28 protein-coding genes and 1 pseudogene are annotated in these 26874 nt (G+C 64.3%); 5 read left to right on the top strand and 24 right to left on the bottom strand.

The features are described from left to right. Together AC1D3B_RS28420 and AC1D3B_RS28415 are read right to left on the bottom strand one after the other, a co-directional pair. Window positions 1–292: pseudogene (locus AC1D3B_RS28420) on the bottom strand (GNAT family N-acetyltransferase); the annotation flags it as partial. A gap of 83 nt (window positions 293–375) precedes the next feature. Further along, window positions 376–624 carry a DUF1272 domain-containing protein gene (locus tag AC1D3B_RS28415; RefSeq protein ID WP_478194012.1) on the bottom strand — a complete coding sequence of 83 codons (249 nt, stop codon included), beginning with the start codon at window positions 622–624 and terminating at the stop codon, window positions 376–378. Between the two features lie 195 nt (window positions 625–819). On the opposite strand from AC1D3B_RS28415, the gene AC1D3B_RS28410 reads away from it, so the two are divergent. Then, the gene (locus tag AC1D3B_RS28410) at window positions 820–1329 is read left to right on the top strand and encodes a hypothetical protein (RefSeq protein WP_478194011.1); all 510 of its coding nucleotides are present in this window, start codon (window positions 820–822) and stop codon (window positions 1327–1329) included. 300 nt (window positions 1330–1629) lie between these two features. Here AC1D3B_RS28410 and AC1D3B_RS28405 read toward each other — a convergent pair whose 3' ends face one another. Beyond that, window positions 1630–1785, bottom strand: coding sequence for a hypothetical protein (locus AC1D3B_RS28405; RefSeq protein ID WP_478194010.1), 156 nt, complete (start codon window positions 1783–1785; stop codon window positions 1630–1632). Between the two features lie 3 nt (window positions 1786–1788). Beyond that, window positions 1789–2055 carry a DUF1488 family protein gene (locus AC1D3B_RS28400; protein WP_478194009.1) on the bottom strand — a complete coding sequence of 89 codons (267 nt, stop codon included), beginning with the start codon at window positions 2053–2055 and terminating at the stop codon, window positions 1789–1791. A gap of 243 nt (window positions 2056–2298) precedes the next feature. Here AC1D3B_RS28400 and AC1D3B_RS28395 point away from each other — a divergent pair, with 243 nt between their 5' ends. After that, window positions 2299–2556 carry a hypothetical protein gene (locus AC1D3B_RS28395; RefSeq protein ID WP_478194008.1) on the top strand — a complete coding sequence of 86 codons (258 nt, stop codon included), beginning with the start codon at window positions 2299–2301 and terminating at the stop codon, window positions 2554–2556. Between the two features lie 50 nt (window positions 2557–2606). On the opposite strand, the gene AC1D3B_RS28390 is transcribed toward AC1D3B_RS28395, so the two are convergent. Continuing rightward, window positions 2607–2852, bottom strand: coding sequence for a hypothetical protein (locus AC1D3B_RS28390; RefSeq protein ID WP_478194007.1), 246 nt, complete (start codon window positions 2850–2852; stop codon window positions 2607–2609). A 386-nt stretch (window positions 2853–3238) separates the two neighbouring features. On the opposite strand from AC1D3B_RS28390, the gene AC1D3B_RS28385 reads away from it, so the two are divergent. Continuing rightward, complete coding sequence (locus AC1D3B_RS28385; protein WP_478194006.1) at window positions 3239–3847, top strand: DUF1214 domain-containing protein; 609 nt, start codon at window positions 3239–3241, stop codon at window positions 3845–3847. A gap of 184 nt (window positions 3848–4031) precedes the next feature. Here AC1D3B_RS28385 and AC1D3B_RS28380 read toward each other — a convergent pair whose 3' ends face one another. From AC1D3B_RS28380 to AC1D3B_RS28370, 3 genes are read right to left on the bottom strand one after another with little or no spacing between them, the layout of a single operon-like run. Further along, window positions 4032–4562 carry a hypothetical protein gene (locus AC1D3B_RS28380; RefSeq protein ID WP_478194005.1) on the bottom strand — a complete coding sequence of 177 codons (531 nt, stop codon included), beginning with the start codon at window positions 4560–4562 and terminating at the stop codon, window positions 4032–4034. 43 nt (window positions 4563–4605) lie between these two features. Beyond that, entirely contained in the window at window positions 4606–5298 is a 693-nt protein-coding gene (locus AC1D3B_RS28375; protein ID WP_478194004.1) for a c-type cytochrome, read from the bottom strand. A 15-nt stretch (window positions 5299–5313) separates the two neighbouring features. Then, window positions 5314–6792, bottom strand: coding sequence for a flavin monoamine oxidase family protein (locus AC1D3B_RS28370; protein ID WP_478194003.1), 1479 nt, complete (start codon window positions 6790–6792; stop codon window positions 5314–5316). 136 nt (window positions 6793–6928) lie between these two features. Here AC1D3B_RS28370 and AC1D3B_RS28365 point away from each other — a divergent pair, with 136 nt between their 5' ends. After that, complete coding sequence (locus tag AC1D3B_RS28365; RefSeq protein ID WP_478194002.1) at window positions 6929–7981, top strand: HupE/UreJ family protein; 1053 nt, start codon at window positions 6929–6931, stop codon at window positions 7979–7981. 12 nt (window positions 7982–7993) lie between these two features. Here the strand turns inward: AC1D3B_RS28365 and AC1D3B_RS28360 are convergent, their stop codons facing one another. From AC1D3B_RS28360 to AC1D3B_RS28300, 13 genes are all read right to left on the bottom strand, one after another. Further along, on the bottom strand, window positions 7994–8623 hold the full coding sequence (locus AC1D3B_RS28360; RefSeq protein WP_478194001.1) for a hypothetical protein: 630 nt from the start codon (window positions 8621–8623) through the stop codon (window positions 7994–7996). Beyond that, window positions 8620–10101 carry a GldG family protein gene (locus tag AC1D3B_RS28355; protein WP_478194000.1) on the bottom strand — a complete coding sequence of 494 codons (1482 nt, stop codon included), beginning with the start codon at window positions 10099–10101 and terminating at the stop codon, window positions 8620–8622. The genes AC1D3B_RS28360 and AC1D3B_RS28355 overlap by 4 nt, the downstream gene beginning before the upstream one ends. A gap of 1 nt (window position 10102) precedes the next feature. Beyond that, on the bottom strand, window positions 10103–10810 hold the full coding sequence (locus AC1D3B_RS28350) for an ABC transporter permease subunit (RefSeq protein ID WP_478193999.1): 708 nt from the start codon (window positions 10808–10810) through the stop codon (window positions 10103–10105). Further along, entirely contained in the window at window positions 10807–11763 is a 957-nt protein-coding gene (locus AC1D3B_RS28345; protein ID WP_478193998.1) for an ABC transporter ATP-binding protein, read from the bottom strand. The genes AC1D3B_RS28350 and AC1D3B_RS28345 overlap by 4 nt, the downstream gene beginning before the upstream one ends. Before the next feature lie 23 nt (window positions 11764–11786). Next, window positions 11787–12272, bottom strand: a complete 486-nt coding sequence (locus AC1D3B_RS28340; protein WP_478193997.1) for a hypothetical protein — start codon at window positions 12270–12272, stop codon at window positions 11787–11789. Between the two features lie 54 nt (window positions 12273–12326). Next, window positions 12327–13205, bottom strand: coding sequence for an N-acyl homoserine lactonase family protein (locus AC1D3B_RS28335; RefSeq protein WP_478193996.1), 879 nt, complete (start codon window positions 13203–13205; stop codon window positions 12327–12329). 107 nt (window positions 13206–13312) lie between these two features. Then, window positions 13313–14698: an arylsulfatase gene (locus AC1D3B_RS28330; protein ID WP_478194018.1), complete on the bottom strand. Its 1386-nt coding sequence runs from the start codon at window positions 14696–14698 to the stop codon at window positions 13313–13315. 81 nt (window positions 14699–14779) lie between these two features. Next, window positions 14780–16216, bottom strand: coding sequence for an amidohydrolase family protein (locus AC1D3B_RS28325; protein ID WP_478193995.1), 1437 nt, complete (start codon window positions 16214–16216; stop codon window positions 14780–14782). Beyond that, window positions 16213–16689, bottom strand: coding sequence for a hypothetical protein (locus AC1D3B_RS28320; protein WP_478193994.1), 477 nt, complete (start codon window positions 16687–16689; stop codon window positions 16213–16215). The genes AC1D3B_RS28325 and AC1D3B_RS28320 overlap by 4 nt, the downstream gene beginning before the upstream one ends. A gap of 31 nt (window positions 16690–16720) precedes the next feature. Continuing rightward, window positions 16721–16897: a hypothetical protein gene (locus AC1D3B_RS28315; RefSeq protein WP_478193993.1), complete on the bottom strand. Its 177-nt coding sequence runs from the start codon at window positions 16895–16897 to the stop codon at window positions 16721–16723. Window positions 16898–16931: 34 nt separating this feature from the next. After that, window positions 16932–17693, bottom strand: coding sequence for a hypothetical protein (locus AC1D3B_RS28310; RefSeq protein WP_478193992.1), 762 nt, complete (start codon window positions 17691–17693; stop codon window positions 16932–16934). Window positions 17694–17718: 25 nt separating this feature from the next. Continuing rightward, the gene (locus AC1D3B_RS28305) at window positions 17719–18198 is read right to left on the bottom strand and encodes a 2,4'-dihydroxyacetophenone dioxygenase family protein (RefSeq protein WP_478193991.1); all 480 of its coding nucleotides are present in this window, start codon (window positions 18196–18198) and stop codon (window positions 17719–17721) included. Between the two features lie 99 nt (window positions 18199–18297). Next, window positions 18298–18774 carry a 2,4'-dihydroxyacetophenone dioxygenase family protein gene (locus AC1D3B_RS28300; protein ID WP_478193990.1) on the bottom strand — a complete coding sequence of 159 codons (477 nt, stop codon included), beginning with the start codon at window positions 18772–18774 and terminating at the stop codon, window positions 18298–18300. Between the two features lie 189 nt (window positions 18775–18963). Here AC1D3B_RS28300 and AC1D3B_RS28295 point away from each other — a divergent pair, with 189 nt between their 5' ends. Further along, window positions 18964–21645, top strand: a complete 2682-nt coding sequence (locus tag AC1D3B_RS28295) for a helix-turn-helix transcriptional regulator (RefSeq protein WP_478193989.1) — start codon at window positions 18964–18966, stop codon at window positions 21643–21645. A 32-nt stretch (window positions 21646–21677) separates the two neighbouring features. Here the strand turns inward: AC1D3B_RS28295 and AC1D3B_RS28290 are convergent, their stop codons facing one another. The 3 genes from AC1D3B_RS28290 to AC1D3B_RS28280 are packed head-to-tail and all read right to left on the bottom strand — an operon-like array spanning window position 21678 to window position 26874. After that, entirely contained in the window at window positions 21678–23315 is a 1638-nt protein-coding gene (locus tag AC1D3B_RS28290) for a 3-(methylthio)propionyl-CoA ligase (RefSeq protein WP_478193988.1), read from the bottom strand. Window positions 23316–23349: 34 nt separating this feature from the next. Next, the gene (locus AC1D3B_RS28285) at window positions 23350–25812 is read right to left on the bottom strand and encodes an efflux RND transporter permease subunit (protein WP_478193987.1); all 2463 of its coding nucleotides are present in this window, start codon (window positions 25810–25812) and stop codon (window positions 23350–23352) included. Beyond that, window positions 25813–26874, bottom strand: coding sequence for a WD40/YVTN/BNR-like repeat-containing protein (locus tag AC1D3B_RS28280; RefSeq protein ID WP_478193986.1), 1062 nt, complete (start codon window positions 26872–26874; stop codon window positions 25813–25815).

Raw genomic sequence — 26874 nt, 5'->3', positions numbered from 1 at the left:
TCTTCGCCCATGCTCGGCGTACGGCTAGCTTGTGAACGAACGCCGAGGTGCCCGGCAGAACTTCGGGCCAAAAGAAGGTGTCCTCCAACTCGAACTTCATGACCCCAGCCAAGTGCTCGCCGTCACGGGCAACGTGGTAGAGCCCAGCGCTCGTGTCTTGAAGGACGCGTTCATGGCTAGTCTCGGCTGCCGACCACAGCGCTCTGCCACCGCTGACGAGCCACTGCGCCGCCTCTTGCAAAACGGAGGCAATCATTGGCGCATCGGAGGGGCGTGCTTCCTCGATTTTCATGGCTAGCGAGGACGGGTCGACGAGCGCTCGTACCGACGTTTCACCACAAGTCGGCCGGCGCGAACGAGCGCGCGAAGTGAAGGTCAAGGTGCTGCCGCGCAACCTTCGGGCTTGAACACGCGCGTGGTCGAACCCGGGTACTTCTCAAGCTTGACGGCGGGCCGGGATGGGCGCGGCAGCAATTCCCCGCCGCAGTTCGGGCACATGCCGGCGAGGCGCCGGTTTGAGCAGTCGCTGCAGAAGGTGCACTCGAAGGAATAGATGCGAGCATCGGCTGAATCCGGAGGCAAGTCTCGGTCGCAGCACTCACATCCGGGTCGCATTTGGAGCATGGCGAAGCCTCAAAAAACTTTGTCGATAGAGCTTAAACGAAGGCGGCTTGAGCGGTGACGGCGACCGTCGGCTCCTGGCCGACTGTAGCCTTGTCGGCTACCCGGCGCTTCGGGCCCGATGCGGCCATGCGGCATGCTCAGAACCGCCCTTCGCTGTGTAGCAGAATGGCCCATCCCACCGATTTGGGGACCCACATGGCAGGCAAGAAGAGAGACTTGGTGATTCACTATGACGAACAACTCGGCAAGGTCATCTTCTATTCAGCTGATGTAGAGAGCACTGCGGCGATTCGAGCGAAGGAGTTTGGCGGGGTATGTCCCGCGGTGGCGGTTCTCCGTGAAGGGTCTGCCGAAGAGGCTGAGATGAAGCTTGGTCGCTTGGTCTTCTCCTTTATCGACCTCTACAGCGTCGAGAAAATCGGCATTAGGGACTACGAAGCCGAGGCAGCCGAACTGCATGCGGCGGATATCGCGGAGTGTGAGAAGCAAGCGCAGTTCGGCGACTCAGATGCGCAGCACCAGCTTTTCATGGACCTTCACAGCAGAGCGATCAAGAACGGTTCGTTGGCGGACCTGACTCGCGCCGAAACACTGCTTCGCGCTTCTGCATCGCAGGGCCATCCTGGAGCGATTTTGAGTCTCGAAAGCTGGCCAGTCCTGAAAGCTGCCGCCGAGCGACGAATAGCTAGGCGTACAGCCGACTGAAGCGGGTACTCGAGCACGCACGCGCCAACGGTTGATCCCTATTTCCGATTTTTGGGACGCGAAAAAGCGCGCGACGGATCCCGTGCTCCCGTGTCCGCTTTTCGATAGGCGTGGGTGCTTGCGAGCTGGGAGAACCTTTCGCCCAAGAGATGTTTCAAGCGGACGCCGTGCGCCGGCACCTTGAAGGATGTCAGCGTGATCTCGAGGGCCGCTTCGTTGAAAAGCCGTGCCCTACCCTTGGTCGTCAGGCATTGCCGTCGTTGCGGCGTCGCCGTATCGTCCGCGCCGGGAGCGACGGTGTCAAACGGGGGACACGAGTCCCTGATCTTGAAGGATTTCCAGGCGCGCCTGCATCGTTGCGCTGGAGACCGAGCCGGCTTGGGCCAGCTCGGAGTCAAACTGCGGCGAGCGGTCACGAAGGAGGGAAAGAATGAGGGAGTTCTTGTCGAGCGTCATCGATTACGGCGCCGTCGGCAAGGCGCGCAAGTCCGCATCGCGAAGCATGACGGGCTCGACCGAGCCGCTGGCGACCCGGCGGCGCACCGCGGCATGGATTTCCTGAAGATGGTCGGCAAAGGTCGACAGGGGCGTGTCGTCACGCCCGGTCGGGTGATAGCGATAGTGGAGTGTCTCCTTGCCGACACTCGCACCGACGTGCTGCTCGCCTATCGGCACCCAGAAACGGACAGTGCCCGACGATTCATGAAATGTCGATTCATCGGTCAAGATCTAAGCTTTCGGGTGATGATGGAAATCATCGTTGCAGAGGACGGCTCGCGTTCGATCGAACGAGGCGCGTCACACAATTGAAGAACCGCTGGCGGCGCTGGCAGCAGAGATCAAGGTCGCTGCCATCGTAGTGCATTGGCCGTGTGATCAGGCGACGGGAAGCGAAATAAGGGCATTCAGGACAACGCGCGTTTGCGAATGCCGCACACTCTACGCTCCACATCGCCTGAAAGGCACCACATGTCCATGACCATTTCGCAGGCGATCGACCGTCTCAATCAGATTCCGAACGATCTCGATATTCGAGGTCGACTCGAGGCCTTCGAGTTGTGCGCGCCCAATCATAAAGGCCGACCCGGCGACATCAGCATGGTCAAGTCCGCGCTGTGGCAAGGGCAGCTGCGCATCGACGCCGACACCCTGAAAGTCATACAGGCCATCGCGGTCGAATCTGCAAAATCGCAGGAGGCGTTGACACTGGCAAGGGTCAGAGCTTGAGATCAACGCCTGCGCGCTCCGCGTTCCGCCCCTCTCGGCCGGAGGTTTTGCTACGAGATGTGGAAGCGGCCGATAGCGTCGCGCTGCGCATTCACGATCGCGGCAAAAGCATCGTCGATACTGCAGTCGCCCGTGTTGACGACCAGGGAGTCGGACCAGTTCTTTCCGGCGTGGTCGGACTTCGCCAGCTTGTACTGAACGCTCACCTTGAGGCCCGTGCAGCCGGAGGTCCTGCGAGCCTTGTCCGTGATCCATTCGCTCAATTCTTCGAGTGTGACCGGCTGAGTTTTTGCCATTGTGTCCTTGTGTGCAGGTGCATTGTTCTACACGGAAATTCTCGAAACACAATGATGTAAAGTGTTTTCGACCTCACCAGGGCCACCGCTTGGAGGGCAGTGCCCACCCATCAAAGCGGTGGAAGGCTGGCTTTGCAGCGTTTGCTTCCGCCGCCACCCGCCGAACCAACGCTGTGATTCCGATACCTGTCATTCCGGTGCCATGGAGATTTCAGCATCGACGACCGGTTCCGAAATGGGGTGCAGACGTAGGCCGTTCCGTCGCTTGAGGGCCTGGCCCGTCTCGGGGACCAAGCACATCGAGTGGCAACCATCAAACCAGCCGCATTGGGACTCTGGCCCCGAAAGCGTCGCATGGCTGCTCCGAAGGAACGTGCCCGAGGAATATGGCGGCGCAGGCCGGGACATCCTCGCCACGATGGCTTTGCCTTGGTGAGCCGGCGAAACGGGGCCTTGCCCGAGCGGTCGCGTCAGGCGAGCAGATCGTCGATGCGGCGTGGGCTTCGACGGGAGAGACGACGAACGGTTGGAAGTACACCTTTGCTGGCGGACGCGCCGGACATGACCTCGCCCTTCGGGCGGCGCTCGCCAAGTACGAACTCGGCGCGCAACTGTCGGACCAAGTCATCTATCCCAACTGCGCCGTCGATGCGCACGGTGACAAACTGGATGGAGCGACCCGGTATGTCTTGAGTTACGGCATGGGCGAGCAACCTCCGGTATCGGTCTTCTGGAACCTGGCGATGTACGGTGCCGACATGCTTTTCGTCGAGAACGATTTCGGGCGCTGCAGCATCGGCAGCACCACCGACGGGCTCAAGCCGGGCGCCGACGGTTCATTGAGCATCGTTATTCAGAGCACGAAGCCCGACGACACATCCAACTGGCTTCCCGCCCCAACGGGCCCTTTCAACGTGACCATGCGCCTCTACGGGCCCAGGACGTCGGTGCTGGATGGGTCCTATCGTCTTCCGCCTATCACCAAGCAAGCCTGATCATCTCGAAGCGCCCGAATCTTGTGGCGTTGAACGACTGCTTTGGGAGCGAGAAACTCGCTGCTGCCAGGGGCGGCTTCGCCAGAAGATCCGATTCGCGACATGAGGAAGCAGCCGTTCACCCGCGATGTCTCCCTGCGCCCGTTGCCATCCACACGCCGAATTCACGCGACGTCGGCGACCCTCAAAGATTCCCACAGAACACCTCTCGGTTCATGTCTGCGGGACTCGTCCGGACCACCAGGGCATGGGGCGAACTGGTCAGCTGAGTCAACGTTGCAGGCGCTGTATTGGTCAAGCGGAAAGGTCCGCTGCCCGACGACAGCGACGTAGGGTTGTTTGCATCGGTCACGAGGACGATCTTGTCGAGCCTGTACTTGGGACTTGGCGCAAGGGCCCCACATCGACCCTCGAACACAGCCATGTATAGCTGCAACGGTGATGTCGTCGCGACGCTGAGCCCCGACACTTCGATGGTCACTACGGTGGCATCAGAGTCCGGGCGCAGGAACGCCTTGCCGATCTGACCTGCGTTCATTCCCGTTGCCGAGAGCTGTACTGTCTTCGTGCTCGCCTCGGCGGCACGATTGCTCGTCGTACACCCCCCTATCAGATGAAGGGCGGCGATTGCCGCGACGAGGAGGATGGATCTGGGGTTTCGGCGCTGCATATGGTTGTCCTTCTGCGCGTGATGCGCTTTGATGTTTCGCTTCATCTACCACTCGCTGGGTCTTCATTCGTTCGAAAGAATCTGCTGGCTATTGAACGGCAGGCACACCGACCGTGGCAAGGTATTGCGCCAAGCTCTCGACATCGTCAGCCGGTAGCGTGCCGGCGATGCTGGCCATCACCCCTTGAGCGTCGCGGCGCGCGCCGCTCTTGAAATCGAGCAATTGCTTGGCAAGATAGGTGCTCCCCTGCCCGGCAAGGCGTGGATTCGTTCCCTGTCCCTGGAATTCAGCGCCATGACAAGCGGCGCAGGCGGCTGACTTGGCCAGCAACTCGCCCTTCCTGACCCGCGCGGCATCGACGACAAAGCGTGCATGGCCCTTCGGGGGCTGGGACGAGAAGAAGTCTGCGAGACCATTGATCTCCTCGGCGGTCAGATCGATCGCGAGCGGCGACATGACGGGATTCGCTCGTGCGCCGCTCGCGAAGGCGCTGAGTTGCTGAACCAGATAGTCCTTCGGCTGACCCGCGAGTCGCGCGTAGCCCGGTGAAGAAGGATTCCCGTTGACGCCGTGGCACGGCAGGCATGCATCGGAACGCCGAGGCCATTCGCCGCCTGCGGCGGTGCTCGCCTTGCTGGTCGCCTCTACGGATTCCGCAAAGCGGTAGTAGCCCAGCAACATGGGACCGAAGGCGATGCCCGCCAGCACCATGATGCCAAGGAGGCCCAGTGCGCCCCACTTGAGCGCACGACGTGCGCGCACATTCTTGAAAGGAGTCATTCTGTGCAACCCTGATCAGACTTCTCGCAAGGCTTGGAGCGCTCGCAGCGCTGCGGTATGGCCCGAGCGCACCGCACCGTCCATGTAGCCGGCCCAGATGTCGGAGGTTTCTGTTCCCGACCAGATCAACTTGCCGACGGGCGGACGAAGCGCCTCACCGTGGCGGGACCAGAACCCCGGCGGGATCGGAGAGACGCAGCTGATGGTCCACTGCTCGTGACCCCAGTCGAGATCGTGAAACTGCTGTGGCTTCAACGCCTCCTTGCCGAGGGCCTGGGCAAAGATCCCCGAGAGAATCGGCTCAGCCAGCTTCGGATCGTCCGGCAGCATCGACTGAACGACAAAGGCATTGATGACGCCCATGGATGCATCGGGCGGCGAGTTGTCGTAGGCCCATATCAGTGGCCCGTTGACCTGCAGGATGCCACCACTGAGCCCCTTGTCGCGCCAGAACGGCTTGGCGTAGACGTGCGCGGTCTTGCGTCCCGGGGCATGCGACGGCCAGCGTCGCTGCAATTCGGCACGTGGCGCGGGCAATGGCGGGTCGAACTTGACCTGGTTGCAGAGTGTGGGCGACAAGGCAAGGACCACGCGCCGCGCGCGCACGATGCCCTTGTCGGTCTTCAGGCTGACGATGTCCTGATTCCAGTTGCGGATCTGGCGGACCGGCGACGAGAGCCTCACCTTGTCCCCGAGCGCCTGCGCCATCTTGTCGCTCAAGACCTGCGATCCACCCACGAAGCGGGTCTCCTGAGCGCTGTCCTTGATCGAATCGAGCTGCTCGTACTTGCTATTGGCCGAATTGATCATCGACAGGAAATGCAGCAGGCCCATCTTGGCCGGCAGCGTGCCGCCGGACAGCAGGGACGTCATGTCCCAGCCGATCTGGTCTTCAGGCTTGAGCTGCTGCTTGGCCAGAAAGTCGCCGAGCGTCATCGCGTCCAGCTCAGCGCGCCGCGTCGATTTCCAAGGGGAACCCGACGGAACCGAGCGCGCCATTTCGTTCAACTGGGCGGCGATCCTGGGATCGGTGCCGAACGTGCCATGAAGATCCATGGCAACACGGCCGTTCCCTGCCAAAAGAACCGTTTCTCCCTCGTAGTACGTCGTGAACGTGTCGACCGCCAGTTCGCGCGCCAGGTCCGCGACTGCCGTCTGGCCGGGTCCGATCCACTGCCCCCCGGCTTCGGATATGTAGCCATTGCCGAGGTCGTGATTGAAGGTCCTGCCTCCCACACGATCGCGCGCTTCGAGAACCAGGAATGACTCACAACCGGCGCGCCGCAGATCGCGAGCGGCCGTGAGTCCGGCAAGCCCTGCGCCGACGATGACTACATCGATGACATCATCACGTTGCGATGCCTGCGCGGAAGTCACGCTGGGCACAGCGCTCATCACGACACCGCCGGCGGCCGTGCCCAGGAAGTGGCGCCGAGTCAGCACTCCTTCCTTCGCCGTCGCTTCGTCTGCCACTGGCGTCCGACTCTTTTCCATCTTCGTCTCCAACCACGTTCGTTCTCTGCAGCGCGAAACCCGCTGTGCATCGGCTGCGAAGGATAGGTCTGGCAGGAATCCGCGCCCCCCCACTGATGGGGGGGCTGAGCTTCCAGTCCAAAACTAGCATCGGGCGATGCATCGATTTCTTCGCTTCGCGGCCGCCCTCGCAACCACCCTGGCGGTGTCGAGCGCGCCGGCCCATACAGTGGACAAGGGACTGGCCGCGATCAGTGTCGAGGGGCAGTTGATCCACTATCGCCTGCAACTCTCGGTCTCGGCCATCGCCTCGCAAGGCGCCGTCGAGATAGTTCCGCAAGCCTCCGGCACACGCTTGGACTATTCCGCGCTCCTGTGGGCGGTTCCGGAAAAGATCACTATCAGTAGCAACGGCAAGGCGTGCGCGCCGGGTGACTCTTCATTGACGCCGCCGCCACAAGAGGGGGCGCTCGTCACGCTGGAGCTGCGCTTCACTTGCGCGGAGTCTCCTCGGACACTGGAGGTCCAGGACAACCTCCCCGACGTGCTGGGCACGCAATATCACACCATCGCGAACGTGCAGTGGCATGGCGGCAGCCAGCCCTTCGTCTTCATGACGCAGGCCCGCGACCTGCGCATCGAGGTGGCGGAAGCGAACTCGCCTCGGAGCGCAGGCAGCTTCTTCGTGCTTGGCATCGAGCACATCCTCACAGGCTACGACCATCTGCTTTTTCTGCTCGCGCTGATCTTGCGGGGCGGCAACCTGTGGTCGCTCCTCAAGATCGTCACTGCCTTCACCGTCGCGCACAGCATCACGCTTGCGTTGGCCGCGCTCGACATCGTGACGTTGCCGGAAGTCCTTGTCGAGGCCACGATCGCACTGTCGATCGCCTATGTGGCTGCGGAGAACCTGTTCATGCGAAAGGCCGTCTCGCATCGGTGGGCCGTGAGCTTCGTGTTCGGGCTTGTTCACGGCTTCGGCTTTTCCAATGTCTTGCGCGAAGTCGGGCTGCCGAGCGAGGGTCTCGTCTGGTCACTTCTCAGCTTCAATCTGGGCGTCGAAGCGGGACAGGCGATGGCCGTGCTGTTAGCCCTGCCGATCCTGCTGACGATGAGAAAACGCGAGTCGGAGCCACGCGCCGTCATGGCAACTTCTGTCGTTATCCTCACGGTCGGAATCGCGCTCTTTGTCGATCGCGCAGTGTCCTGAGCCGAAATCGCGCTACCTCCCGGCGCTCGCCACAGCCGCGATCAGGTCCAGCAGATTGCTGACCTGGTAGTTCGCGATCGTTGCGACCATCCGGCTTCCGACCGGAAGCACATAGCGGCTGTAGCCGTCCGGCGCCACATCGCCGATCGCATACTGCACCCAGGGCTGCAAGCCCCCCGATGCATACACCAGCACGAGGATCGAAGGGACAGTGACTCCGTAGTCGCGCACCTGCGTGTTCTGCAGTGGAATGACGCCGATCGCTGCTTCGATCGGGAAGGTCCGCTCAATTCGGGCGCGGCCGAACCCGGCCAGCGCCTTCTCGATCGTCTGGGCCGTTGTCGGATCCGCTCGATGATGGTGCACACCTTCCACCCCATGCGGCCGATGGTAGATCCATGCGCCCGCCGAATCGCGCTCGAAGCGATGGAGCACGCCTTGATGCACGATTTCGATGGCGCCGATCTGATCGATCGGAGCAGGCAGCAGCCAGCGAATTCCTTCGCTCACATGCGCATCGTCGTGATCGCTCGGCCGCGATCCGGCGTCTCCGGCGGTCTGGACGACCACGATCACCGCGATCATCACGGCCAGAAGCCCCCAGATCACAAGCAGGCGCGAACGGGTGCGGCCTGGATTCATCTGCGCCTCCACCACATGGCCATGCCAATCAATGCGAGCAGCGCCGGAACAAGGAAGACCGAAAGGAAGACCGTCGCGCGCATCTGCCGGTTCGTGAGGTTGACGCGCGGCACGTCGTAGGTTCGCGGCTCGAGCCCGATCAGGTTTTCCTGCGCGGCCAGGTAGTTCACGGCGTTAAGGAACAAGCTGCCGTTGCCCATGATGCTGAAGAACGAGTTGGTGGCGAAGTCCGAGTCGCCGACCACGACGATGCGGGACTGCTTCTGCACCGCGGCTTGCGGCCCGGATCCGATCGCATCAGCGCTTTCGGACGCCGGCTCGCCGCGAAGATCACGCAACAACAGCTCCGCAGGCGCAACGAGCTCGGGCCGCCGAAGCGCGGCCACCATGAGCGTGAGCGGACCTGATTGCCCGTCGCCGTCCTTGACTTCTATCCGCTCGGAGTTGACGCTGCCGTAGCTCGACTTGGAGGAGTTGGCCAGGGGCCTGACAGACGTTCCCGCAACGGGCGCGGGCGTTGACGACAACGAACGCACGCCCGGAAAGAAGGTCAACGCAAGCCGATCTGTGATGGCGTGCCGGTTGTAATCGGTGACAGCGGGAGCCGAGACGTCCGTCCAGAAGTGGCTTGCTTCGTCGATCACGAGGTCGTCGTCCAGCACAATGCCGAAGCTCCGGACCACCGGCTCCAGCCCCGTGCGGATGAAGGGGTCGAGCATGAACATGGCGTTGCCACCATCGGTCAGGTACCGTTGGATAGCAGCGATCTCCATCGGGAGCAGCGGCTGCTTGGGGCCGGCGACCACCAGCACCGCGCACCGGTCGAGCGAACTTCCGCCCTTCAGGAGAGCGACCTTGTCGACGGTGTAGTTCAGCGTCTCGAGCCCGTGGCGGGCCTTGGCGATGCCGTGGCGCTCGTGCACATCGACCCTCGCGCCCAGTCCGTGCACGTGGCCCGCCGTGCCTTCCATGTGATCGTGCGACTCGAGGCTGTACGGGTCAGGCTCTCCGTGGCCATCGAGGAAGCACACGCGTTGCTGGACACCTTGGGAGATTCGCAGGATGCCGTTGGCAATCTCAGTCTCGCCCGGACCGTTGACACGCAGCGTGCGGCCTTCGCTTTCCAGGATGGCGGTGCCAGCGAACTCGACGCCACGCATCCTGGCCTGCGCCGGATTGAGCATGGGGTCGAAGAGTTCGAGCGTGATCTTGTCCGAGCGCGCCGCGATCATCCGGTAGAGGTCGACGGTCTCTCGCATCATCGGGTCGTTGAAGAAGGTGATGCGCACCGGTTTGTCCAAACGCTCCAGCATCCGCGTCGTCGGCTCGGACAGGGAGTAACGCCCTTGCGAGGTCATGTCCACGCGGAACGGCAACTGCACCGACAGGTAGGCCGCCGCGACCAGTATCCCAACCACCCCCAATGCATGGAGTGCGATCGCACCGCGTCGCATGCCGAATCTGGAGGACGCCTTCATGTCAGCGCCTCCAGTCGAGATAAGCGGTGTTGAGCGTCAACGCGACGCCAGCCGCGACGAGATAGAAAACCACCGCCTCGCTACGGACCAGCCCACTGACGAATTCATTGAAATGCTGTGCAAAGGACAGATAGCCGAGCAGGTCCCGCAGCAACGCCGTGCCCTGGAAGTTCTGCAAATGCCCGACAAACCACAGCCCGAGCAGCAGACTGGCGGTGACCAGCGCTGCGACGATCTGGTTCTGCGTCAACGCCGACAGAAACTGTCCCAGGGCGAGGCAGGCCGTCCCAAGCAGGAAGAAGCCCAGGTAGCCCGCCAGGATCGTCCCGCTCTCCGGATTGCCGTGCAGGTACAGCGGAACCAGATTGATGCTGGTGCCGAGCACCATCAGCGCGAAGATCGTCATGACACCAAGGAACTTGCCCAGCACGATCTGCCACGCGCGAAGCGGCAGGGTCATGAGCAGTTCCATGGTCCGTGCGCTGTATTCGCCAGCAAACAGACGCATCGTGAGGATCGGAACCAGCGTGATCAGAAGGATGCCCATGTTCTGCAGCGTCGAGTCCATCGTGCCGATCCCGGTGAGGAAGATGTTGTAGAGAAAGAAGTAGCCGGTTCCCAGGAGAAACACAGCGACGACGAAGTACGCGATCGGCGATCGAAAGTACTGCATCAGTTCCTTGACGTAGATGGCGACAAGTCCGTTCATGCCGCGTCCCTTGCCCGGCCGTCTTGCGTGACATAGCGAAGGAACACGTTCTCCAGCGTGGGTTCGCATCGCTCTAGCCGGCGCAGGTTCCAGCGCGCGGCGACGGTCCGCGCGATGCGCGCCTCGACGCCTTCGCTGGCATCGATCTGGCATTGGACCCTCAGCAGCCCTTCCTCTGCGTGCATCGGCCGGATGACGACCGCCGTCACACCGGTAAGCGAAAACAGGGCCTCACGCAGGTCCGACTCGGGAGCGATCGCGTCGAGCGTCACACTGCCCGTCTGCTCGGATGCCTCCTGCAGCCCTCGCGGGGTGTCGACCGCCAGCAAACGCCCGCCGTTGATGATGGCGACCCGCTGGCAGATCATGGTGACTTCCGGAAGGATGTGGGTGCTGAGCAGCACGGCATGGTCCCGCCCGAAGGCACGGATGACTTCGCGGGTCTCGTGGATCTGCGCGGGATCGAGTCCGGCGGTGGGCTCGTCGAGCAGCAGGACTTCGGGATTGCCCAGCAGGGCCTGCGCGAGCCCCAGCCGCTGCCGGTAGCCCTTGGAGAGCTTGTAGATCTCCTTGCGCACTACGGCCTCGAGGTGACACGCCGCGATGACCCGATCCAGTTGCGCAGCGGTCTCGACGCGTGGCACGCCGCGGGCTTTCGCAACGAACCGCAGGTAGCTCGACACGTCCAGCACGTCGTAGAGGGGCGGATTCTCAGGCAGGTAGCCGATCCGGCGCGCCGCTTCCACGTTCTGCGTCGCCATGTCGAAGCCTGCGACGGTGACGCGCCCGCTCGAAGGCGTCGTGAAGCCCGCGATCATTCGCATCGTCGTCGTCTTTCCTGCGCCATTGGGGCCCAGGAAGCCGACGATCTCGCCCTTTCGGACGTCGAAGGAGAGGTCATGGACGACAGTGCGCGGTCCGTAGCGCTTGGAGACCGCTTCGAGATGAACCATGGGCCTCGATGCCTTGTCGACGTTCAAACGGGTTTCGGCAATGGATACACCAGTTGCCTCACCACGCTGTCGATCGCGTGCTCATGCTCGCCGGCTGCTTCCATGACGAAGAAGCGTTCGATGGACTCCTCGTGCGCGACCATGGAGTCCGCCAGATCGCGGTACTCCGGCGGCGCCGTGCTGGCGATCTCGCGATACTCGCGCACGAAGTTCGACATGGCCGCTGCCAGCATGGGCACGGCTTGTTCCCACGTCAGGCCGTCGATGGCCTTTCCGAGTTCGTCTCCCTGGTCTCGGTATGTCTGCATCTCCACCAGGCTGATGCCCAGGCTCAGGACTGCCGGCCGCAGGCGTGCCTTGGTCTCGGTCTCGAGCTGGAGGATCGAACCCAGCACGTATTGCTGCCGCGGCGTGTCGTACTTTTCGAGCAAGCGCGTGAGCGCGACCTCGCCGGCCGTCTCGCGTTGATAGAGATCAGCCAGACCGACCTTGAATTGTTCAATGGACATGAAGAGACTCCTTGTTTGGGCTGGCTGACCGACCTTCGGTCCCGCCCCGGTGAGTTACTTGAGCCAGCCGCCGCCCTTGGCCTTGTATTGCACGTCGTCGTGACTCATCAGCAGATCGGCGTCTTCCAGGTCGCGAATGAACTTCAGGCGATCCACCGACTTCATGAAGTCGTTGGAGCTGTAGTTCATGTTGCCGAGGTATCCCTCCAGGTTTTCCGCTCGCCAGATCGCGTCTTGCGCCATCACGATCGTCTTGCCGCTGGGCAGTTTGACTTTCATCGACTGGTGGCCCAGGGTGTGCCCGGGGGTGCTCAGGATCATCACGCTGCCGTCACCGAAGAGGTCGTAGTCGCCCTCCAGCTCGAGGTAGTTGAACTCGCGCGCACCCGCCAGGTCGCCCATGACGAATGCCGCCACCGAACCGGTACCGTCGCGGCCCTGGAACTTCTCCGGCCACCAGCCCTGGTAGAGCTCCTTCTTCTGCATCACGTGGATGGCGTTGGGGAACATCTTGATGTTGCCGACGTGATCGCCATGCGTGTGAGAGGTCACGACGACTTTGACCTTGTCCACCGAGTAGCCGAGCTTCTGCAGCTGCATGTCGATGAGGTCAGCGCGCGTCTGTGTGGGCCTCAACAACTCGCAATAGATCGCCGGCCAGTACTTCTTGCAGTTGTCCATGCCGTCTGCGACCGCCACGTTGGGTCCGGTGTCGAACACGACCAGGCCCTTGGGGTGATCGATGATGAACATGCTGACGGGAATCTTGACGTCGCGCTGCTTTTCCTTGGGCAGGCCCGGGATCAGCGCCACGATCGGGAAGGGGCCGAAATAGCCGCTGGTGGTCCAGTACACGCCCTTGACTTGCGCCGAGACCACGGACGCACACAGGCCGCCCAGGAGGGCCAGCGCGGCTACGAAAGATTTCTTCACGAGTTCTCTCCTGCGTTTGTTGATATGACTTGACGAGATCGGCGGGTGCCAACGCCCGTGCGACATGCTGTCGCCCTCGACCGAGGTGAACCGGGCAAGCGATGGGGCTATGGCGAAGGCAGATACGGGTCCGGTGTGCCGGGTCGTACAGGAGGCTCCTGCTTCATCGACTTCATGTGTTCGGCCAGGACCTGCGCGGCCGGATAGCGCACCCAGAAGTTCTCCAGCACGCGCGGGTCGGCGGCGTGCTCCTCCTTCGGGTCGGTCAGGAGGTTGTAGAAAAGCGGTACGCCGTAGCTGCGGACGGGCTCGCCGTAGCCGGTGCCGACCTCCTTGCTCATCATCTTCCAGTTGCGCCATTTGACGCCGTAGATCTCGTTGCCGACATAGACAACAAAGCCTTCGCGCCTGGACTTCTCGGCCTTGCCGAGCAGAAAGTCTCCCTGGTCGACGCCGTCGATGATCCGATCCTGCGGCACCTGCGCGCCGGTCCACCGGGCCAGCGTGGGGAACACATCCATCTCGTGAACGATCTCGTTGCTGACTGCGCCCGCCGGCACCTTGCCCGGCCAACGGACAATGAAGGGAACGCGCAAGGAACCTTCGAGGCCCGTGAAGTAAGTGCCGCGCCAAGGGCCACTCGAGCCGATGTTGGGCAGGAACATTTCCGGTCCGTTGTCCGAAGTGAAGATGAAGATGGTGTTGTCGCGCTCACCCAGTTGGTCGACGGCATCCAGCAGGCGGCCGACGTAGGCGTCGGTCTGCGCCAGCACGTCGGCGAAGTCGCCGTTGCCGGTCTTGCCCTTGAATTCGGGACTGGGCCGCGTCGGATAGTGCGGTTGGGTCAGCGGCAGATAGAGGAAGAAGGGCTTGCCGGCCTTGCTCTGGCGACGCATGAAGTCGATGCCGCGCCGGGTCAGCTCGCCATCGACCAGCGCGCGCTGCTCCAGGTCGTAGACCTTGACCGGCTTCGGCGCGGCGCCCTTTTGCCCTTCCATCAGGTATTCCGGCCTGGCATAGGGATGCACCGTCTTGCCGTCGACGAGCGGGTTGTCGCTCCAGTAGCTTTCGTCGGATGAGTTCGGAATTCCGTACCATTCGTCAAAGCCCTGGTCGGTGGGGAAGCGACCATCGGTGTGGCCGAGATGCCATTTTCCGTAGGCCGCAGTGGCGTAGCCCCGGGTCGACAGGGCTTCGGCAATGGTGACTTCCCACTGCGTCAATCCGTACAGCGGTGTGTCGATCGGCACCGAGCCATTGCCGGTGCGCACCGCGTAGCGACCCGTCATCAGCGCCGCGCGGCTGGGCGAGCATTGCGCCTCGACATTGAAGTTGGTCAGGCGCATGCCCTGCTGCGCCAGCGCATCGATGCGCGGCGTTGGCGCACCACGGGTGATGCCGCCGCCGTAGACGCCAGGCTCGCCATAGCCCAGGTTGTCCATCAGCACCAGCACGATGTTCGGTGGGCGCGTGGCAGCCCGCGCCGACGACATCGCGCATAGCAGGGCGAGCATGAGCAGACCCAAGGATTTGAGCAGTTTCATTGGCATCCTCCAGCGACAAACGCGATGCGCTTACGGAGTCTTTTCGCCTGCCACCGTGATGGCGTGTCCCTGCTTGAAGCGCATGGTGATCGCCCCCGGCGCCTGGAGGCCGGCGCCAGCTTCCGTGAGAGACGTCAGGGGATTGCTTGCATAGACCAGGAAGCTCGCCTCGTAGCCATCGCGCAGCAACCCGATCTTCCGCTTCGGGAAGATGTACTGGGGCGTCGTCTGCGTCACCATCTGAAGCACTTCGGACGGGCTGTAGACGCCCAGACTGGCAACGTACGCCACCTCGTCGAGCAGCATCTTGCCCTTGTTCGGCCCATCGAGAACCGGTACGTCATCCGTCCCGATCAACACCGGCACGTTGTACTTCCGCAGCATCTTCAGGTTCGGCAGGATGACTTCCTTTTCGACCAGGCTGACCTCGTCCGGGTTCGTCTGCCGCAGATTGCCGAGCCGACCGAGCGTGGTGGTCACCGGGATCTGGTGTTCGCCCGCGAAGCGCGCGTCGTCTTCGGCGATCACGTAGCGATAGTTCTGATTGGTAGCGAATTTGCGCGCCGGTTGCCCGGTCTTGGGATCAGTGACGAAGCTGAACTCGCCGACCGGCATGTGGGCGATTGCGTCCAACCCCGCCATGAGCGCGTTATGAAAGTCGGGTCCGTTCTGGATGTGAGCCGTGGTGCGCAAGCCTGCGGCATGGGCGCGGCGCACGATCTCGGCCGCCAGCTTCGGATTGATGCCCCGCATGCCGAGGTAAGCCGGGTTGTCGGCTCGCTTGTCGTATTCCTCGCTCGCAACGAAATCGAGCTTCACGATCGCGGGCTTGCTCGCCAGGAAGATCGGCCAGTCGCGTTTGATGTCGGCCTGGTTCCGGACCAGGAAGTAGGCGGCATTTTCCAGGTGATCCGCATGCATGCCGATGCCGCCTCGCTTGGCGAGCGTGGTGTAGAGAACCGGGGCATGGCCGCCGACGGCCGTCCAGCGTTGCTGGGCGCTGATGAAATCGACGCCGTTCGGTCGGTTCACCAGAGGATCCAGCCGGGGGGCGAACTCGGGAATGCCTCCGAGATCGAGCGCATAGAACTGACCGGAACGGAGGGTGGCAGCGACGACCTCGGAGAAGTAGGCCGGCGTCCCGGGGCCCGCGAGCCAATGGAGATGCGCATCGGCAAATGGCGGGATGACGAATTTGCCGCCGAGGTCGATCGTCTCGTCGACCTTCGCGGGCTCCTTTTCGCGGAAGACCCCACCCTGCGTGTACATCGTGGCGGCGACGAACTCCGTGCCGTTGAACCACTGGCCATTGATCAGTTTGAGGTTCGGCGGACGTGCAGCGGCGGAGCGCGGCGCCGGCTGCGCGTTGGCGGCCGGGGCCGCAGGCTGCGCCCATGATCCGCCCAGCGTGGTCGACAGCGCGAGCAGGCCGATCGCGCCAAGCAGGTTGCGACGAAGCTGTTTCATCGGGCCGCTCCCGCCGTGGGCCGATCGCTGCTGCGCAAGCTCACGTAGGTGCAGACCAGGCAGATGAGCCACAGAACACCCTTGATCACGATCGAGGCGGTGTCTTGGTACGGCTGATCCGGACGCATGGTGTAGCCGCGCAACGCCGCTTCCAGATGGGCAAAGAAGGGTACGAAGAGTCCGCCCAGAGAGTAGGCCCAGGCCGCCGACATCAACTTCGGAGCCAGGCTATGTCGGCGATGCCAGAACAGCGCGGCCGCGATCAGCACGGCCCCGCCCAGGTAGTCCTCGAACATCGTGGTCGCGTTGATCGCGAAGTAGCCCGGCCCGCGCTTGATCGTCTCTCCAATGATGAAGACGAGTCCGACGATATAGGACAGGTGGTAGATGACGTTCATCGCCGTGCCATTGGCCTTCGAGGTGTCGCGAAGGCCAATTGGACCCTCGGCGTGGCTGTTGCTTTGCACGTTCATTTCATTTCTCCTGGGTTGACCCGGAACCTGCTCAGGGCAGGAGGGCCCGCGCGCGAATGGGCGCATCGGGGTAACTGGGCACACTGCCCATCCCGGCAGCCAGCACGACGCCGCGTTCCGGTGGGGGAACCATGACCGACGAAGCGGCCACGGTCAATACAAAGGCTGCGACGGCGATCTCGGGCCAGAAAGCTCGAAGGTGCTTCATGGATGACTCCTTGGACGCGAGGCGCCGATCTGTCTCAGCGCTGCTTGGCAGGCTCGGCCTGCGACAGTGGGTTCGGCAGAACGATCGCATCGGCCGCACCGGCGTCCTTGCGCAGTACCGCCCAACCCGTCATGAAGGCCCATGCCAGGATGGTGAGCAAGGCGAAAAGCCCTGCCGCCTCCGCGCCTACGGCGGCGCCCGGCACCACGCTGTCCACGCCTGGAATCGTGAGCACCCAGTAGAGCAGCCCGAGGAAGCCGCCGGCGATCAGCAGGGTACCGAAGCCGAACTTCGCGGCCCGCAGCGACGACCCGCACAGCAGCGCGTAGATGCCGAAGGGCAGCATCTCGAACCACCACAAGCCATTCTGCGCAACGTTGACGATGGTGATCCAGGCAGCGCCCGCGCCGGGTAAGCCGGCTGCATTGGCCGCCGACAAGGCGGGCAGGCCCGCCATCTGCAGCAGTGCGCCCAGGATGCCGAGGACCGCGAAGACCAGCAGGCATGGCCAGGCGAGCGCTGCGCGTGCACGGTGCTCGGCGGGCAGGCAGGTCGCGAGATAGCCGCCCAGCATCGCCGGCAACAGATAGAAGCCGAGCGTGTCGGCAATCATGCTGGCTGTGAACAGCGCCTGCGCCGAGGGAGGCAAGGCGAGTGCATAGGACGGATCGAGCAGCGCCGCCGTGTTCCCGTTGGTCACCGACAGGAAGGTGGCGATGTTGAAGAGCCCGAGCGGTGCCGCCAGAAGGCCAGCCCAGCCGGCCATGCGGCGACCGCTCATTGCCTGGTTGTTCATTTCGTGACTCCTGCCTTGAGCGTGATCAGGCGTGCGCCTTGGGGAACTCCGAGAGCTCGGGCACCGGAATGTCGTTCGCGTTGCAGTGCGCGTTCAGGCGCTCCAGCATCGAGCGCCAGTCTTCGATCGCGGCGACGTTGCCGGCTTCGTCGAGAAACTCCAGCGAGCCATCAAGCAGCACGAACAGGAGCGCGTCGTCGCCGGCTTCGCCCTGGAAACTGTGGCGCGAACCGGCGGTCTCATACACGAAGTCGCCGGCACGCGCGACCCAGTCATGCTCCATGTAGCGCCAGCCACCCTGGATCGTGTAGAGCACGACGCGGCCGCGGTGATTGTGCGCACCGAGGAAGGTGCCGGCGGGCACGCGCATCAGCAGGGCCATCTCGCCGCGCGACTGGTCGACGTGCAGGAGCTTGATGCCGACGTCCGCGTTGTAGGGGGTGAAGGGCAGCCAGGGCGTGTCGCCGCCTTGCAGGTACTTGGGATCGAAGCCGATGGAACTCATGGGGGGTCTCCTGATGTTGTTACGCTCGAACTTGAGCAGTGGGTCGACTTTAGGTTTTGGGCATTTTTTCGACCCCCCCACCACGGGGGGGCGGCAGGGTCAGCCTGCGAAACTGGTGATGTCCTTGGGCGTGAGGCCCTGGGCCTTGCAAAATGCGATGTAGCGGTTGACCGCGGTCTTCCAGTTCTCGATGGCAAACGTATTGCCCCGGTCGTCGAGGTAGTGCGTCTCCCCGACGATCACGTTGAGGACGATCACGTCGCCCTCCTGCTCGGCAATCGCCAGCGGGGTGTGGCGCGAGGACGCCGGCTCGAACACCACGCTGCGAGGGCCAGCGATCCAGTCGGTTTCCAGATGCCGCCACTTGCCCTGCACCGTGTAGACGATGGTGGTCCCGGTGTTGTGGTGCATCGGCAGCGATACACCTGGCGGCAGCCTGAACAGGGCAATGATCTCGCCGCGAATCGGGTCCGCCCTGAAGTACTTGATCATCACGAGGTCGCTGTAGGGCGCGAAAGGCATCCACGGGTACGCGTCGTCGTCCATGAAGCCGGTGTCCACGCGTTCAAAATTCATGCTTGCCTTTCGGAAGAGCCAGTGGTCCATGGGAAAACCCGAAGGTATGCGCGCTCGCGCTGCGTCACCCCCCCCAGCACGGGGGGCCAAGCGGCCCCGAAGGGCGGCGCCGAACGAGACATTTCGCGGTACGCTCAGCGCGCAACAGCATTCGCAGGAGGCCTCGGCACCGCGGCCGCCTCGTCAACGATGGACCAAGACCGCATCGTCCTGAAGACAACGCCCCCACGCGCCCATCGCATGGTGATCGCGCGCCCCCGGCTGGCCCAGGTATGGGACGACGTGCGGGAACGCGCGTTCATCGAAGTCTGTGCGCCGGGCGGATTCGGCAAGTCCACGTTGCTCATCCAGTGGCGCCTGCTCTGGCTGGAGCGCGGCGCGCTCGTGACCTGGGCGACGCTCGATGCGCAGGACGGCCCGATCCGCTTTGCTCGCGTGCTCGCTCACGCGATGCGCACCGCCAGCGGGCGTTCGAGCTTCGATCGCATCGCGCTCGAATATGGGGACGACCCACAGCGCGCACTCGATGCGCTGACCGCGGTGCTGGCGGAGATTGCCAGCCTCGCGGCGCCTACCGTCATCGTCCTCGACGACGGCGAGAACCTGCCGCAAGAGACGGCGCGCAACGCGCTCGCCTATCTGCTCATGAACGCGCCCGCCAACCTGACGGTCGTTGTCGGCACCCGCGTGCCGCTTGTGCTGCCCACCGTCGAGCTGAGTGCCCGCGGCGAGTGCGCGCGGGTTACCGTCGACGACCTGCGCCTGGACCTCGACGATGCCATCGCCCTGCTGCGCAAGCGCTTCGGCAAGCGCCTTGAGCTCGACGACTGCGTCAGGCTGCATGAGATGACCGAGGGCTGGCCGATCGGCCTGCAGCTGGCCGCCGCGGCGATCGAGCGCTCGCCGCACTATCACACTGCCGTGCTGGCGCTGTCCGCCCGCAGCGGCGACCTGGAGCGTTACTTCATCGAATCGCTGCTCGACCACCTTCCCGAATCCGTCGCGGCATTCCTGACGCGCATCGCGATCCTCGACCCCCTGTCGCGTGAACTCTGTGAAGCGACGACGGGCAGCCCGATGGCGGCGGCATGGCTGGAACAGATGATGGCGGACACGCCGATCTTCACCGTGACCGAGTCGCAGGGGTGGATGCGGCTTCACGCGCTCGCGCGCGACTTCCTGCTGGGCCGCTTCGAGCGGCTTCCCGAGGCGGAGAAGGCGCAACTGCATCTGCATGCCGCCCAGTGGCTGGCGCAGCGCAGGTTTTTCCCGGACGCGGCCCGACATGCGTTGGCGGCCGGCGACGATCGGCTCGCGCAGGCCTGTGCCAGTCAGGGCCTGTGGTCGGTGGCCACCAGCGGAAATCTGGCGGAGGCGTTGCAATGGATCCCGCGCCTGGCGCCTGAGACGCTGGCGGGCGACCTCCGGCTTCGACTGACCGGCGCCTGGGTCATGGCGCTCGGCAATCGCCCTGCCGAAGCGCGCCGGATCGCGGACGAGGTTCTGCGCGATGCATCGACCGAGCCCGCCTTGACCTTCATGGCTGCGCTGGTCGCTTCCTGTGCCGAGGCCTGTGCGGACCGGATCGGCCTGATCCCGGCCATCATGGCGCCCTGGCCAGCGCTGCCCGACTACGTGGTCGACCCGGTTCACCGGCAGGCCTACTTCAACACCTGCGCGGTGCTGGCGGTGGCCAATGGCGAGCTGGCGCAGGTGCATGGCATAGACACCAGCCCTGCCCCCGACGCCGCCGACAACCGCACGCTGGCGCTGGTCTTCTCGATTTCCCGGCTCTACGTGACGGTGGCCCTGCTGCGGGAGGGCGACCCGATCCGCGTGGAAGAACTCCTGCAGGGCCCGCTCGCGCATGCGGAGCGGACGCAGGGCCGCCGTAGCACCGTCGCATGCCTGCACGCGGTCGGCATGGCCGCCGCGCTGCTGGAACGCAACGAGGTTGCGCGCGCCGAAGCCCTGCTCGCCCATCGGGTGGACGTGATGGAGCGCTTCGTATTTCCCGATGCGATCCTGCTCGCCTATGAGACCCTGGCGCGGCTCGTGGCCGCGCAGGGCGACGAGCGCCGTGCGCTGGGGGTGCTCGACAGCATGGCATCGCACGGCCACGACCGGGCCATGCCCCGGCTGGTGCTCGCCGCCCTGTCCATGCGGGTCCACCTGCATGCGCGGAAGGGGCACGTCGAGTCGGCCGCCGCGCTGATGCCGGCCCTCGAGGCGCTGGCGCCGACCTTCGAGGAACCCGAGTACCTGCCCTTTCTGCGGGAGTACCGGCTGCGCTGCGCGATCGCGCGGGCGCTGCTCGCTATCGCGCGATTCGACGGTGCCAGCGCGCAGGCGGAACTGTCGGGCGCGGCCGAGCTGGCGCGCGCTGCAAACTTCGTGCGAGAGGCAATCACCGTTCAGACCTTGCGCGCGGTCGCGGCCGACCAGGCCGGCTCGGACAGGGCGCTGCCCCTGCTCGCGGAAGCGCTGAGCATTGCTTCGATGCGTGGCTGCCTGCGGTTCGTGGAGGAAGCCCATCCGGCCGCCCTCGCCCTTCGCGGCAAGCTCGAATCTGCCAGTGCGCGGCAGCCGCCGGCTGCCGAATCGACCTCATTGCCGCGGGTGCGCGCGCTATCCAGCAAGCCGGTGGCGAGCCCGGGTGGATTGCTGACCCCCAAGGAAACCGAGGTGCTGCGCCTGGTCGCGGCCGGCCACTCCAACAAGCACATCGCGAAGGCCATGGACGTCGGCGACGAGACCGTCAAGTGGCACCTGAAGAATCTCTTTGCGAAGCTATCGGCCGGCTCGCGACGGCATGCCGTCGACCGGGCGCGGATGATGGGGCTGGTGGTCGACGAAGATGCTGTCGAGTAAGGGACCTGTCCGCTTGGAGACCTTTTCGCTCTCTAGACGGTGGGCAATGTGTGCTCCCTGAACATCTCGCGCAAGCGGTTCTTGAGCACCTTTCCGGTGGCGCCCAGCGGAATGGCATCGACGAAGACCACGTCGTCCGGGGTCCACCACTTGGCGATCTTTCCTTCGTAGAAGGCCAGCAATTCCTCGCGCGTCAGTGCCTGGTCCGGCTTCTTGACCACGACAAGGAGCGGACGCTCGTCCCACTTGGGGTGGGCCACCGCGATGCAGGCCGCCATGGCGACGCGCGGGTGCGCCATCGCGACGTTCTCCAGGTCGATCGAGCCGATCCACTCGCCGCCGGACTTGATCACGTCCTTGCTGCGGTCGGTGATCTGCATGCAGCCTTCGGCATCAATGGTTGCGACGTCGCCGGTGGGAAACCATCCTTTACCGTCTGCGTGCACCAGTGGATCGCTCTCCCCGCGGAAGTACTGAGCGACCACCCAGGGCCCGCGCACCAGCAGGTCGCCACTGCACTTCGCGTCCCAGGGCAGTTCGTGCCCGTCCTCGCCGACGATCTTCATGTCGACACCGAAGATTGCCTGGCCCTGCTTGGCCTGCACCGCATACCGCTGATCGTCCGGCAAGGCCAGATGCCGCGTCTTGAGGCTGCATACGGTGCCGAGCGGACTGAGTTCGGTCATGCCCCATGCGTGCAGCACTTCCACGCCGTAGCGCTCCTGGAAGCTGCGGATCATGGCGGGAGGACAGGCCGATCCGCCGATGATCGTACGGCGCATGGTTCTGAAACCGAGGTCATTGGCTTCGACGTGCGCCAGCAGCCCTTGCCACACCGTCGGCACACCGGCGGAAACGGTGACACCCTCGCTCTCAAACAACTCGTGCAGCGATTTGCCGTCCAGACCCGGGCCCGGGAACACGAGCTTGGCGCCGACCATGCAGGCCGCATACGGCAGTCCCCAGGCGTTGACGTGGAACATCGGCACCACAGGCAGGATCACGTCGCTCGCCGAACAGTTCAGCGCGTCGGGCAAGGCCGCCGCGAAGGTGTGCAGCACTGTCGAGCGGTGGCTGTAGAGCACGCCCTTGGGGTTGCCTGTGGTGCCGGAGGTGTAGCACAGCGATGACGCCGTGTTCTCGTCGAACTCAGGCCAGGCAAAGCGTTCGCTAGCGTCCGCCATGAGGTCTTCGAAGCACAGTAGGCCGGGGATGCTGGTCGCCTTCGGCATGTGGGCCCGGTCAGTCATCGCGACGAACCGGCGGATGGTCTTCACGCGCGGCGCGATGGCCTCCACCAGCGGCAAGAAGGTGAGGTCGAAGAACAGCACCTGGTCTTCGGCATGGTCGGCGATCCACACCATTTGGTCGGCGTGCAGTCGTGGATTCAGCGTATGCAGCACTGCGCCGGAGCCGGAGACCGCATAGTAGAGCTCCATGTGCCGGTAGCCGTTCCAGGCGAGGGTGGCTACGCGATCTGAGCGTGTCACGCCCAGCGAGGCGAGCGCATTGGCCATGCGGCGCGAGCGCGCGGCCATGTCACGGAAGGTGTAGCGGTGGATGTCGCCCTCGACGCGGCGCGAGACGATTTCCTGCTCGCCGTGGTGCCGCTCGGCATGCGTGAGCAGCGAGGAGATCAGCAGCGACTGCTGCATCATGAGTCCGTTCATGGTCGTTCCTTTGTCCTTGTTTCTGTACTGCTTGTCAGGCTGGCACGGCAGCGGCCGGCAGGTGTTCGGCGATGGCCTTGAAATGCCTGTCGTTCAGCAGGAAGTGCGACAGCGCCGGGATGAGCACGAGGGCGCCGACCATGTTCCAGACGAACATGAAGGTCAGCAGGATGCCCATGTCGGCCTGGAACTTGATGGGCGAGAAGGCCCAGGTGATGACGCCTGCGGCGAGCGTGACGCCGACGAGCGCGACGACCCGGCCGGTGAAGGTGACCGCCTCGGCGTAGGCCCTGGCCAGCGTGAGCCCGCGCCTCTGGCCTGCGAGTTGCACCGAGAGCAGGTACAGCGCGTAGTCCACCCCGATGCCCACCCCCAGCGCGATCACCGGCAGCGTCGCCACCTTCACCCCGATGCCCAGCCACACCATCAGCGCTTCGCACAGGATGGAAGTCACCACCAGCGGGATCACCGCCACCAGCACCGCGCGCCATGAGCGAAACGTCAGGAAGCACAGCGCGATCACCGCCGCGTAGACATAGAGCAGCATCGTGCGGTTCGCCTGATGCACCACGATGTTGGTCGCGGCCTCGATGCCGGCCGACCCTGCCGCCGGAAGGATCTGCACCTTGGCGGGGTCGGTCGGGTGCGCCTTCACGAAGTCCTCGACCACGCCCAGCACCTTCTGCAGCGTCTCGGCCTTGTGGTCCGAGAGATAGGCCACCAGCGGCATCACCGAGCATTCGACGTTGAAGAGCTCCGGGTTGTTCACGGTGGCCTGCTGCGCACCGTAGTTCAGGATCTCCTGGTTGCGGCTGATGGTGAGCCACTTCGGGTTGCCCTCGAAGGAGCCGGCCGTGATCTGGCGCACCACGTCCTGCAGGCCCACGGTGGCCCGCACCTCGGGCAACTGCTGCAGCTCCCAGGCGAGCGCGTCGACGTGGGCGAGCGTGTCGTACTTCAGGCACCCTTCCTTCGGGGTCTTGACGATCACGGCGAAGAGGTCACTGGAGAGCGAGTAGTTCTTCGCGACGAAGGCGTTGTCGCGGTTGTAGCGCGAGTCGGGGCGCAGTTCAGGCGCGCCGGGGTCGAGGTCGCCCACCTGCAGCTTCAGGCTCACGGCGAAGCCCACTGCGGCGAGCACCGCAGAGACCAGCACGGCGGCGAGCGCCCAGCTGCGCTTGGCGGCGAAGTTGTCCAGCAACGTCCAGAGCCGTCCGCCACGGCCAGCCGCCTGCTCCTGCTCGATGCGCAGACTCCGCGCCGCTGCCTCGGGGCTCACGCCCACGTACGACAGCAGCACCGGCAGCAACAGGAGATTGGTGAAGATCAGCACCGCCACGCCGATGCTCGCGGTCATCGCGAGCTCGCGGATCACGGGGATCGGGATCAGCGCCAGCACCGCGAAGCCGACCGCATCGGCCATCAGGGCCGTGACGCCGGCCAGGAAGAGCCGCCGGAAGGTGTAGCGCGCAGCGACCAGTCGGTGCGTGCCGCGGCCGATGTCCTGCATGATGCCGTTCATCTTCTGCGCGCCGTGGCTCACGCCGATCGCAAAGACGAGGAAGGGAACCAGCATCGAGTACGGGTCCAGCTCCAGCCCGACCAGCTTGACGAGTCCGACCTGCCAGAGCACCGCGACCAGCGAGCACGCGACCACCATCGCCGTGCTGCGCACGCAGCGCGTGTAGCCGTACAGTAGCACGCCCGCAATCAGCGTGGCCGCGCCGAAGTACATCATCACCTGCAGGAGGCCGTCCAGCAGGTCGCCGATGATCTTGGCGAAGCCGATCACGTGCACCTTCACGCCCCAGGGCTTGCCGTCGGGGGCGAGGCCGTGCTCGTACTTGTCGCGGATCTGCGTCTCGATCTCGTGCGAGAGCCGCCAGTAGTCCAGGCGCCCGTCCTTGCCGTTGTCCAGCAGCGGGGCGACGATGGCGCTGGACTTGAAGTCGTTGGCCACCAGGCTGCCGACCAGGCCCGCGCGTGCGACGTTGGTGCGTAGCTTGACGACGCTGGCCGGTTTGCCGTCGAAGTTGTCGGGCATCACGGGGCCGCCCTGGAAGCCCTCCTCGGTGACCTCGGTCCAGCGCGTGGCCGGCGTCCACAGCGATTTGACCCAGGCGCGGTCCACGCCCTGCGTGAGGAACAGGTCGTCGTTGATGTGCTTCAGGGCATCAAGGTAGCGGGCGTCGAAGATGTCGCCCTGCTCGTTCTCGACCACCACGCGCAGCGTATTGCCCATGCCGCGCAGTTCGCTGCGGTTCTGCAGGTAGTTCTGGATGTAGGGATGACCCACCGGGATCATCTTGTCGAAGCTGGCGTTGAGCGACACGCGCGTGGCGAAGAAGCCGAGCACCAGCGTGGCGACCAGACATGCGAGCGCGACCGCGAGGCGGTGGTTGAAGACCGCACGTTCGAGCCAGCTGCCCGAATTGCGCGGGAACTGGGCAAGGTCGCGCACGACCGGCATCTGGCCCAGACCGGAAGAGATGGCCATTTACTTGTCCTTGGTCAGATCGATCGTGGCCAGCCCGCGGGGACCGCCCACGACGAGCGAGGCCTCGCCGGCGAATGCGACCGCCGCCAGCGGTGCCTGCGAACGAAGATTAGAGAGCGTGAAACTGTTGGAAGCGTCGCTGTGCCGGGCAATGGCGCCGGCTTGATCGACCAGCACCATCGTGCCGTCAGCCGCGAAAGCGTTGGCCACGATGCTGGCGGACAGCCCGGTAACGACCGGCGTCCAGGTCGCACCAGCGTCTTCGCTCAGGAATGCGTTGCCGCGCATGCCGTATGCCAGGACGCCGGCGCGCGTGGGCGCGATGCCAAAGAAGCTACCCTTGTAAGGGGAAGGCAGTGCCTGGAAGCGCTTCGCGTCGCGATCGAGCTTGAGCAGCAATCCGCCCTCGCCCGCAATGTAATGGGCGCCCTGAGCGACGCAGATCGAGTAGAGATTGAGCAGCCCGGCGTTATCCGCGCGATCGAACCAGGACTCCCAATTCCTGCCGCCGTCGGTGGTGCGCATGATCAGGCCGTAGGCGCCCACCACGAAGCCCTCCTCCGCGCTGGTGAAGCACAGGTCCAGGAAGGGCTTGTCGGGTCCGGCATCGGCGTTTCGCTGAGCCTCCTCCAGCAGCTTGCGGTCGGTATCGCTCGCATCGGGCGCTGCGACGCGACGCTTCATGTGATCGAGCACGAGCGCATTCGCGCGTTTGCCGTCGAGCAGACACTCCCAGCTTCGGCCGCCGTCACGCGTGCCGAGCACCACGCCGTCATGCCCCGTGGCGTAGCCGACTTTCGCATCGACGAAGTGCACCGCAGTGAGATCGGAGCTCACGGGCACCGCCGCTTGCGTCCAGCTCTGGCCACCATCGGTCGAAGCCACAATGTGGCCGCGCTGACCGACTGCCACCAGCACGTCTCCGGCACGCGCGATCCCGGTGACGAGGCGCCGAGGAGCCAGCGGGCTCATCCGCGCAGGTCGTTCGAGAACCTCGCTGGCCCGGATGGCAGCGCTGCCGGCCCCGGCCAGCGCAGCCAGCAGCACACTTCTGCGTTGCAT

The organism is Variovorax sp. P5_A3 (assembly GCF_056400665.1).
The sequence above is the reverse complement of the archived record's forward strand: the minus strand, read 5'-3'. Positions and strand labels throughout refer to the sequence as shown.

Bases quoted from the DNA above. Each gene is read 5' to 3' on its own strand.
- AC1D3B_RS28415 (WP_478194012.1), bottom strand. From the start codon at position 624: ATGCTCCAAATGCGACCCGGATGTGAGTGCTGCGACCGAGACTTGCCT.
- AC1D3B_RS28410 (WP_478194011.1), top strand. From the start codon at position 820: ATGGCAGGCAAGAAGAGAGACTTGGTGATTCACTATGACGAACAACTC.
- AC1D3B_RS28405 (WP_478194010.1), bottom strand. From the start codon at position 1,785: ATGACGCTCGACAAGAACTCCCTCATTCTTTCCCTCCTTCGTGACCGC.
- AC1D3B_RS28395 (WP_478194008.1), top strand. From the start codon at position 2,299: ATGTCCATGACCATTTCGCAGGCGATCGACCGTCTCAATCAGATTCCG.
- AC1D3B_RS28390 (WP_478194007.1), bottom strand. From the start codon at position 2,852: ATGGCAAAAACTCAGCCGGTCACACTCGAAGAATTGAGCGAATGGATC.
- AC1D3B_RS28385 (WP_478194006.1), top strand. From the start codon at position 3,239: ATGGCGGCGCAGGCCGGGACATCCTCGCCACGATGGCTTTGCCTTGGT.
- AC1D3B_RS28380 (WP_478194005.1), bottom strand. From the start codon at position 4,562: ATGAAGCGAAACATCAAAGCGCATCACGCGCAGAAGGACAACCATATG.
- AC1D3B_RS28375 (WP_478194004.1), bottom strand. From the start codon at position 5,298: ATGACTCCTTTCAAGAATGTGCGCGCACGTCGTGCGCTCAAGTGGGGC.
- AC1D3B_RS28370 (WP_478194003.1), bottom strand. From the start codon at position 6,792: ATGGAAAAGAGTCGGACGCCAGTGGCAGACGAAGCGACGGCGAAGGAA.
- AC1D3B_RS28365 (WP_478194002.1), top strand. From the start codon at position 6,929: ATGCATCGATTTCTTCGCTTCGCGGCCGCCCTCGCAACCACCCTGGCG.
- AC1D3B_RS28360 (WP_478194001.1), bottom strand. From the start codon at position 8,623: ATGAATCCAGGCCGCACCCGTTCGCGCCTGCTTGTGATCTGGGGGCTT.
- AC1D3B_RS28355 (WP_478194000.1), bottom strand. From the start codon at position 10,101: ATGAAGGCGTCCTCCAGATTCGGCATGCGACGCGGTGCGATCGCACTC.
- AC1D3B_RS28350 (WP_478193999.1), bottom strand. From the start codon at position 10,810: ATGAACGGACTTGTCGCCATCTACGTCAAGGAACTGATGCAGTACTTT.
- AC1D3B_RS28345 (WP_478193998.1), bottom strand. From the start codon at position 11,763: ATGGTTCATCTCGAAGCGGTCTCCAAGCGCTACGGACCGCGCACTGTC.
- AC1D3B_RS28340 (WP_478193997.1), bottom strand. From the start codon at position 12,272: ATGTCCATTGAACAATTCAAGGTCGGTCTGGCTGATCTCTATCAACGC.
- AC1D3B_RS28330 (WP_478194018.1), bottom strand. From the start codon at position 14,698: ATGTCGTCGGCGCGGGCTGCCACGCGCCCACCGAACATCGTGCTGGTG.
- AC1D3B_RS28325 (WP_478193995.1), bottom strand. From the start codon at position 16,216: ATGAAACAGCTTCGTCGCAACCTGCTTGGCGCGATCGGCCTGCTCGCG.
- AC1D3B_RS28320 (WP_478193994.1), bottom strand. From the start codon at position 16,689: ATGAACGTGCAAAGCAACAGCCACGCCGAGGGTCCAATTGGCCTTCGC.
- AC1D3B_RS28315 (WP_478193993.1), bottom strand. From the start codon at position 16,897: ATGAAGCACCTTCGAGCTTTCTGGCCCGAGATCGCCGTCGCAGCCTTT.
- AC1D3B_RS28310 (WP_478193992.1), bottom strand. From the start codon at position 17,693: ATGAACAACCAGGCAATGAGCGGTCGCCGCATGGCCGGCTGGGCTGGC.
- AC1D3B_RS28305 (WP_478193991.1), bottom strand. From the start codon at position 18,198: ATGAGTTCCATCGGCTTCGATCCCAAGTACCTGCAAGGCGGCGACACG.
- AC1D3B_RS28300 (WP_478193990.1), bottom strand. From the start codon at position 18,774: ATGAATTTTGAACGCGTGGACACCGGCTTCATGGACGACGACGCGTAC.
- AC1D3B_RS28295 (WP_478193989.1), top strand. From the start codon at position 18,964: ATGGACCAAGACCGCATCGTCCTGAAGACAACGCCCCCACGCGCCCAT.
- AC1D3B_RS28290 (WP_478193988.1), bottom strand. From the start codon at position 23,315: ATGAACGGACTCATGATGCAGCAGTCGCTGCTGATCTCCTCGCTGCTC.
- AC1D3B_RS28285 (WP_478193987.1), bottom strand. From the start codon at position 25,812: ATGGCCATCTCTTCCGGTCTGGGCCAGATGCCGGTCGTGCGCGACCTT.
- AC1D3B_RS28280 (WP_478193986.1), bottom strand. From the start codon at position 26,874: ATGCAACGCAGAAGTGTGCTGCTGGCTGCGCTGGCCGGGGCCGGCAGC.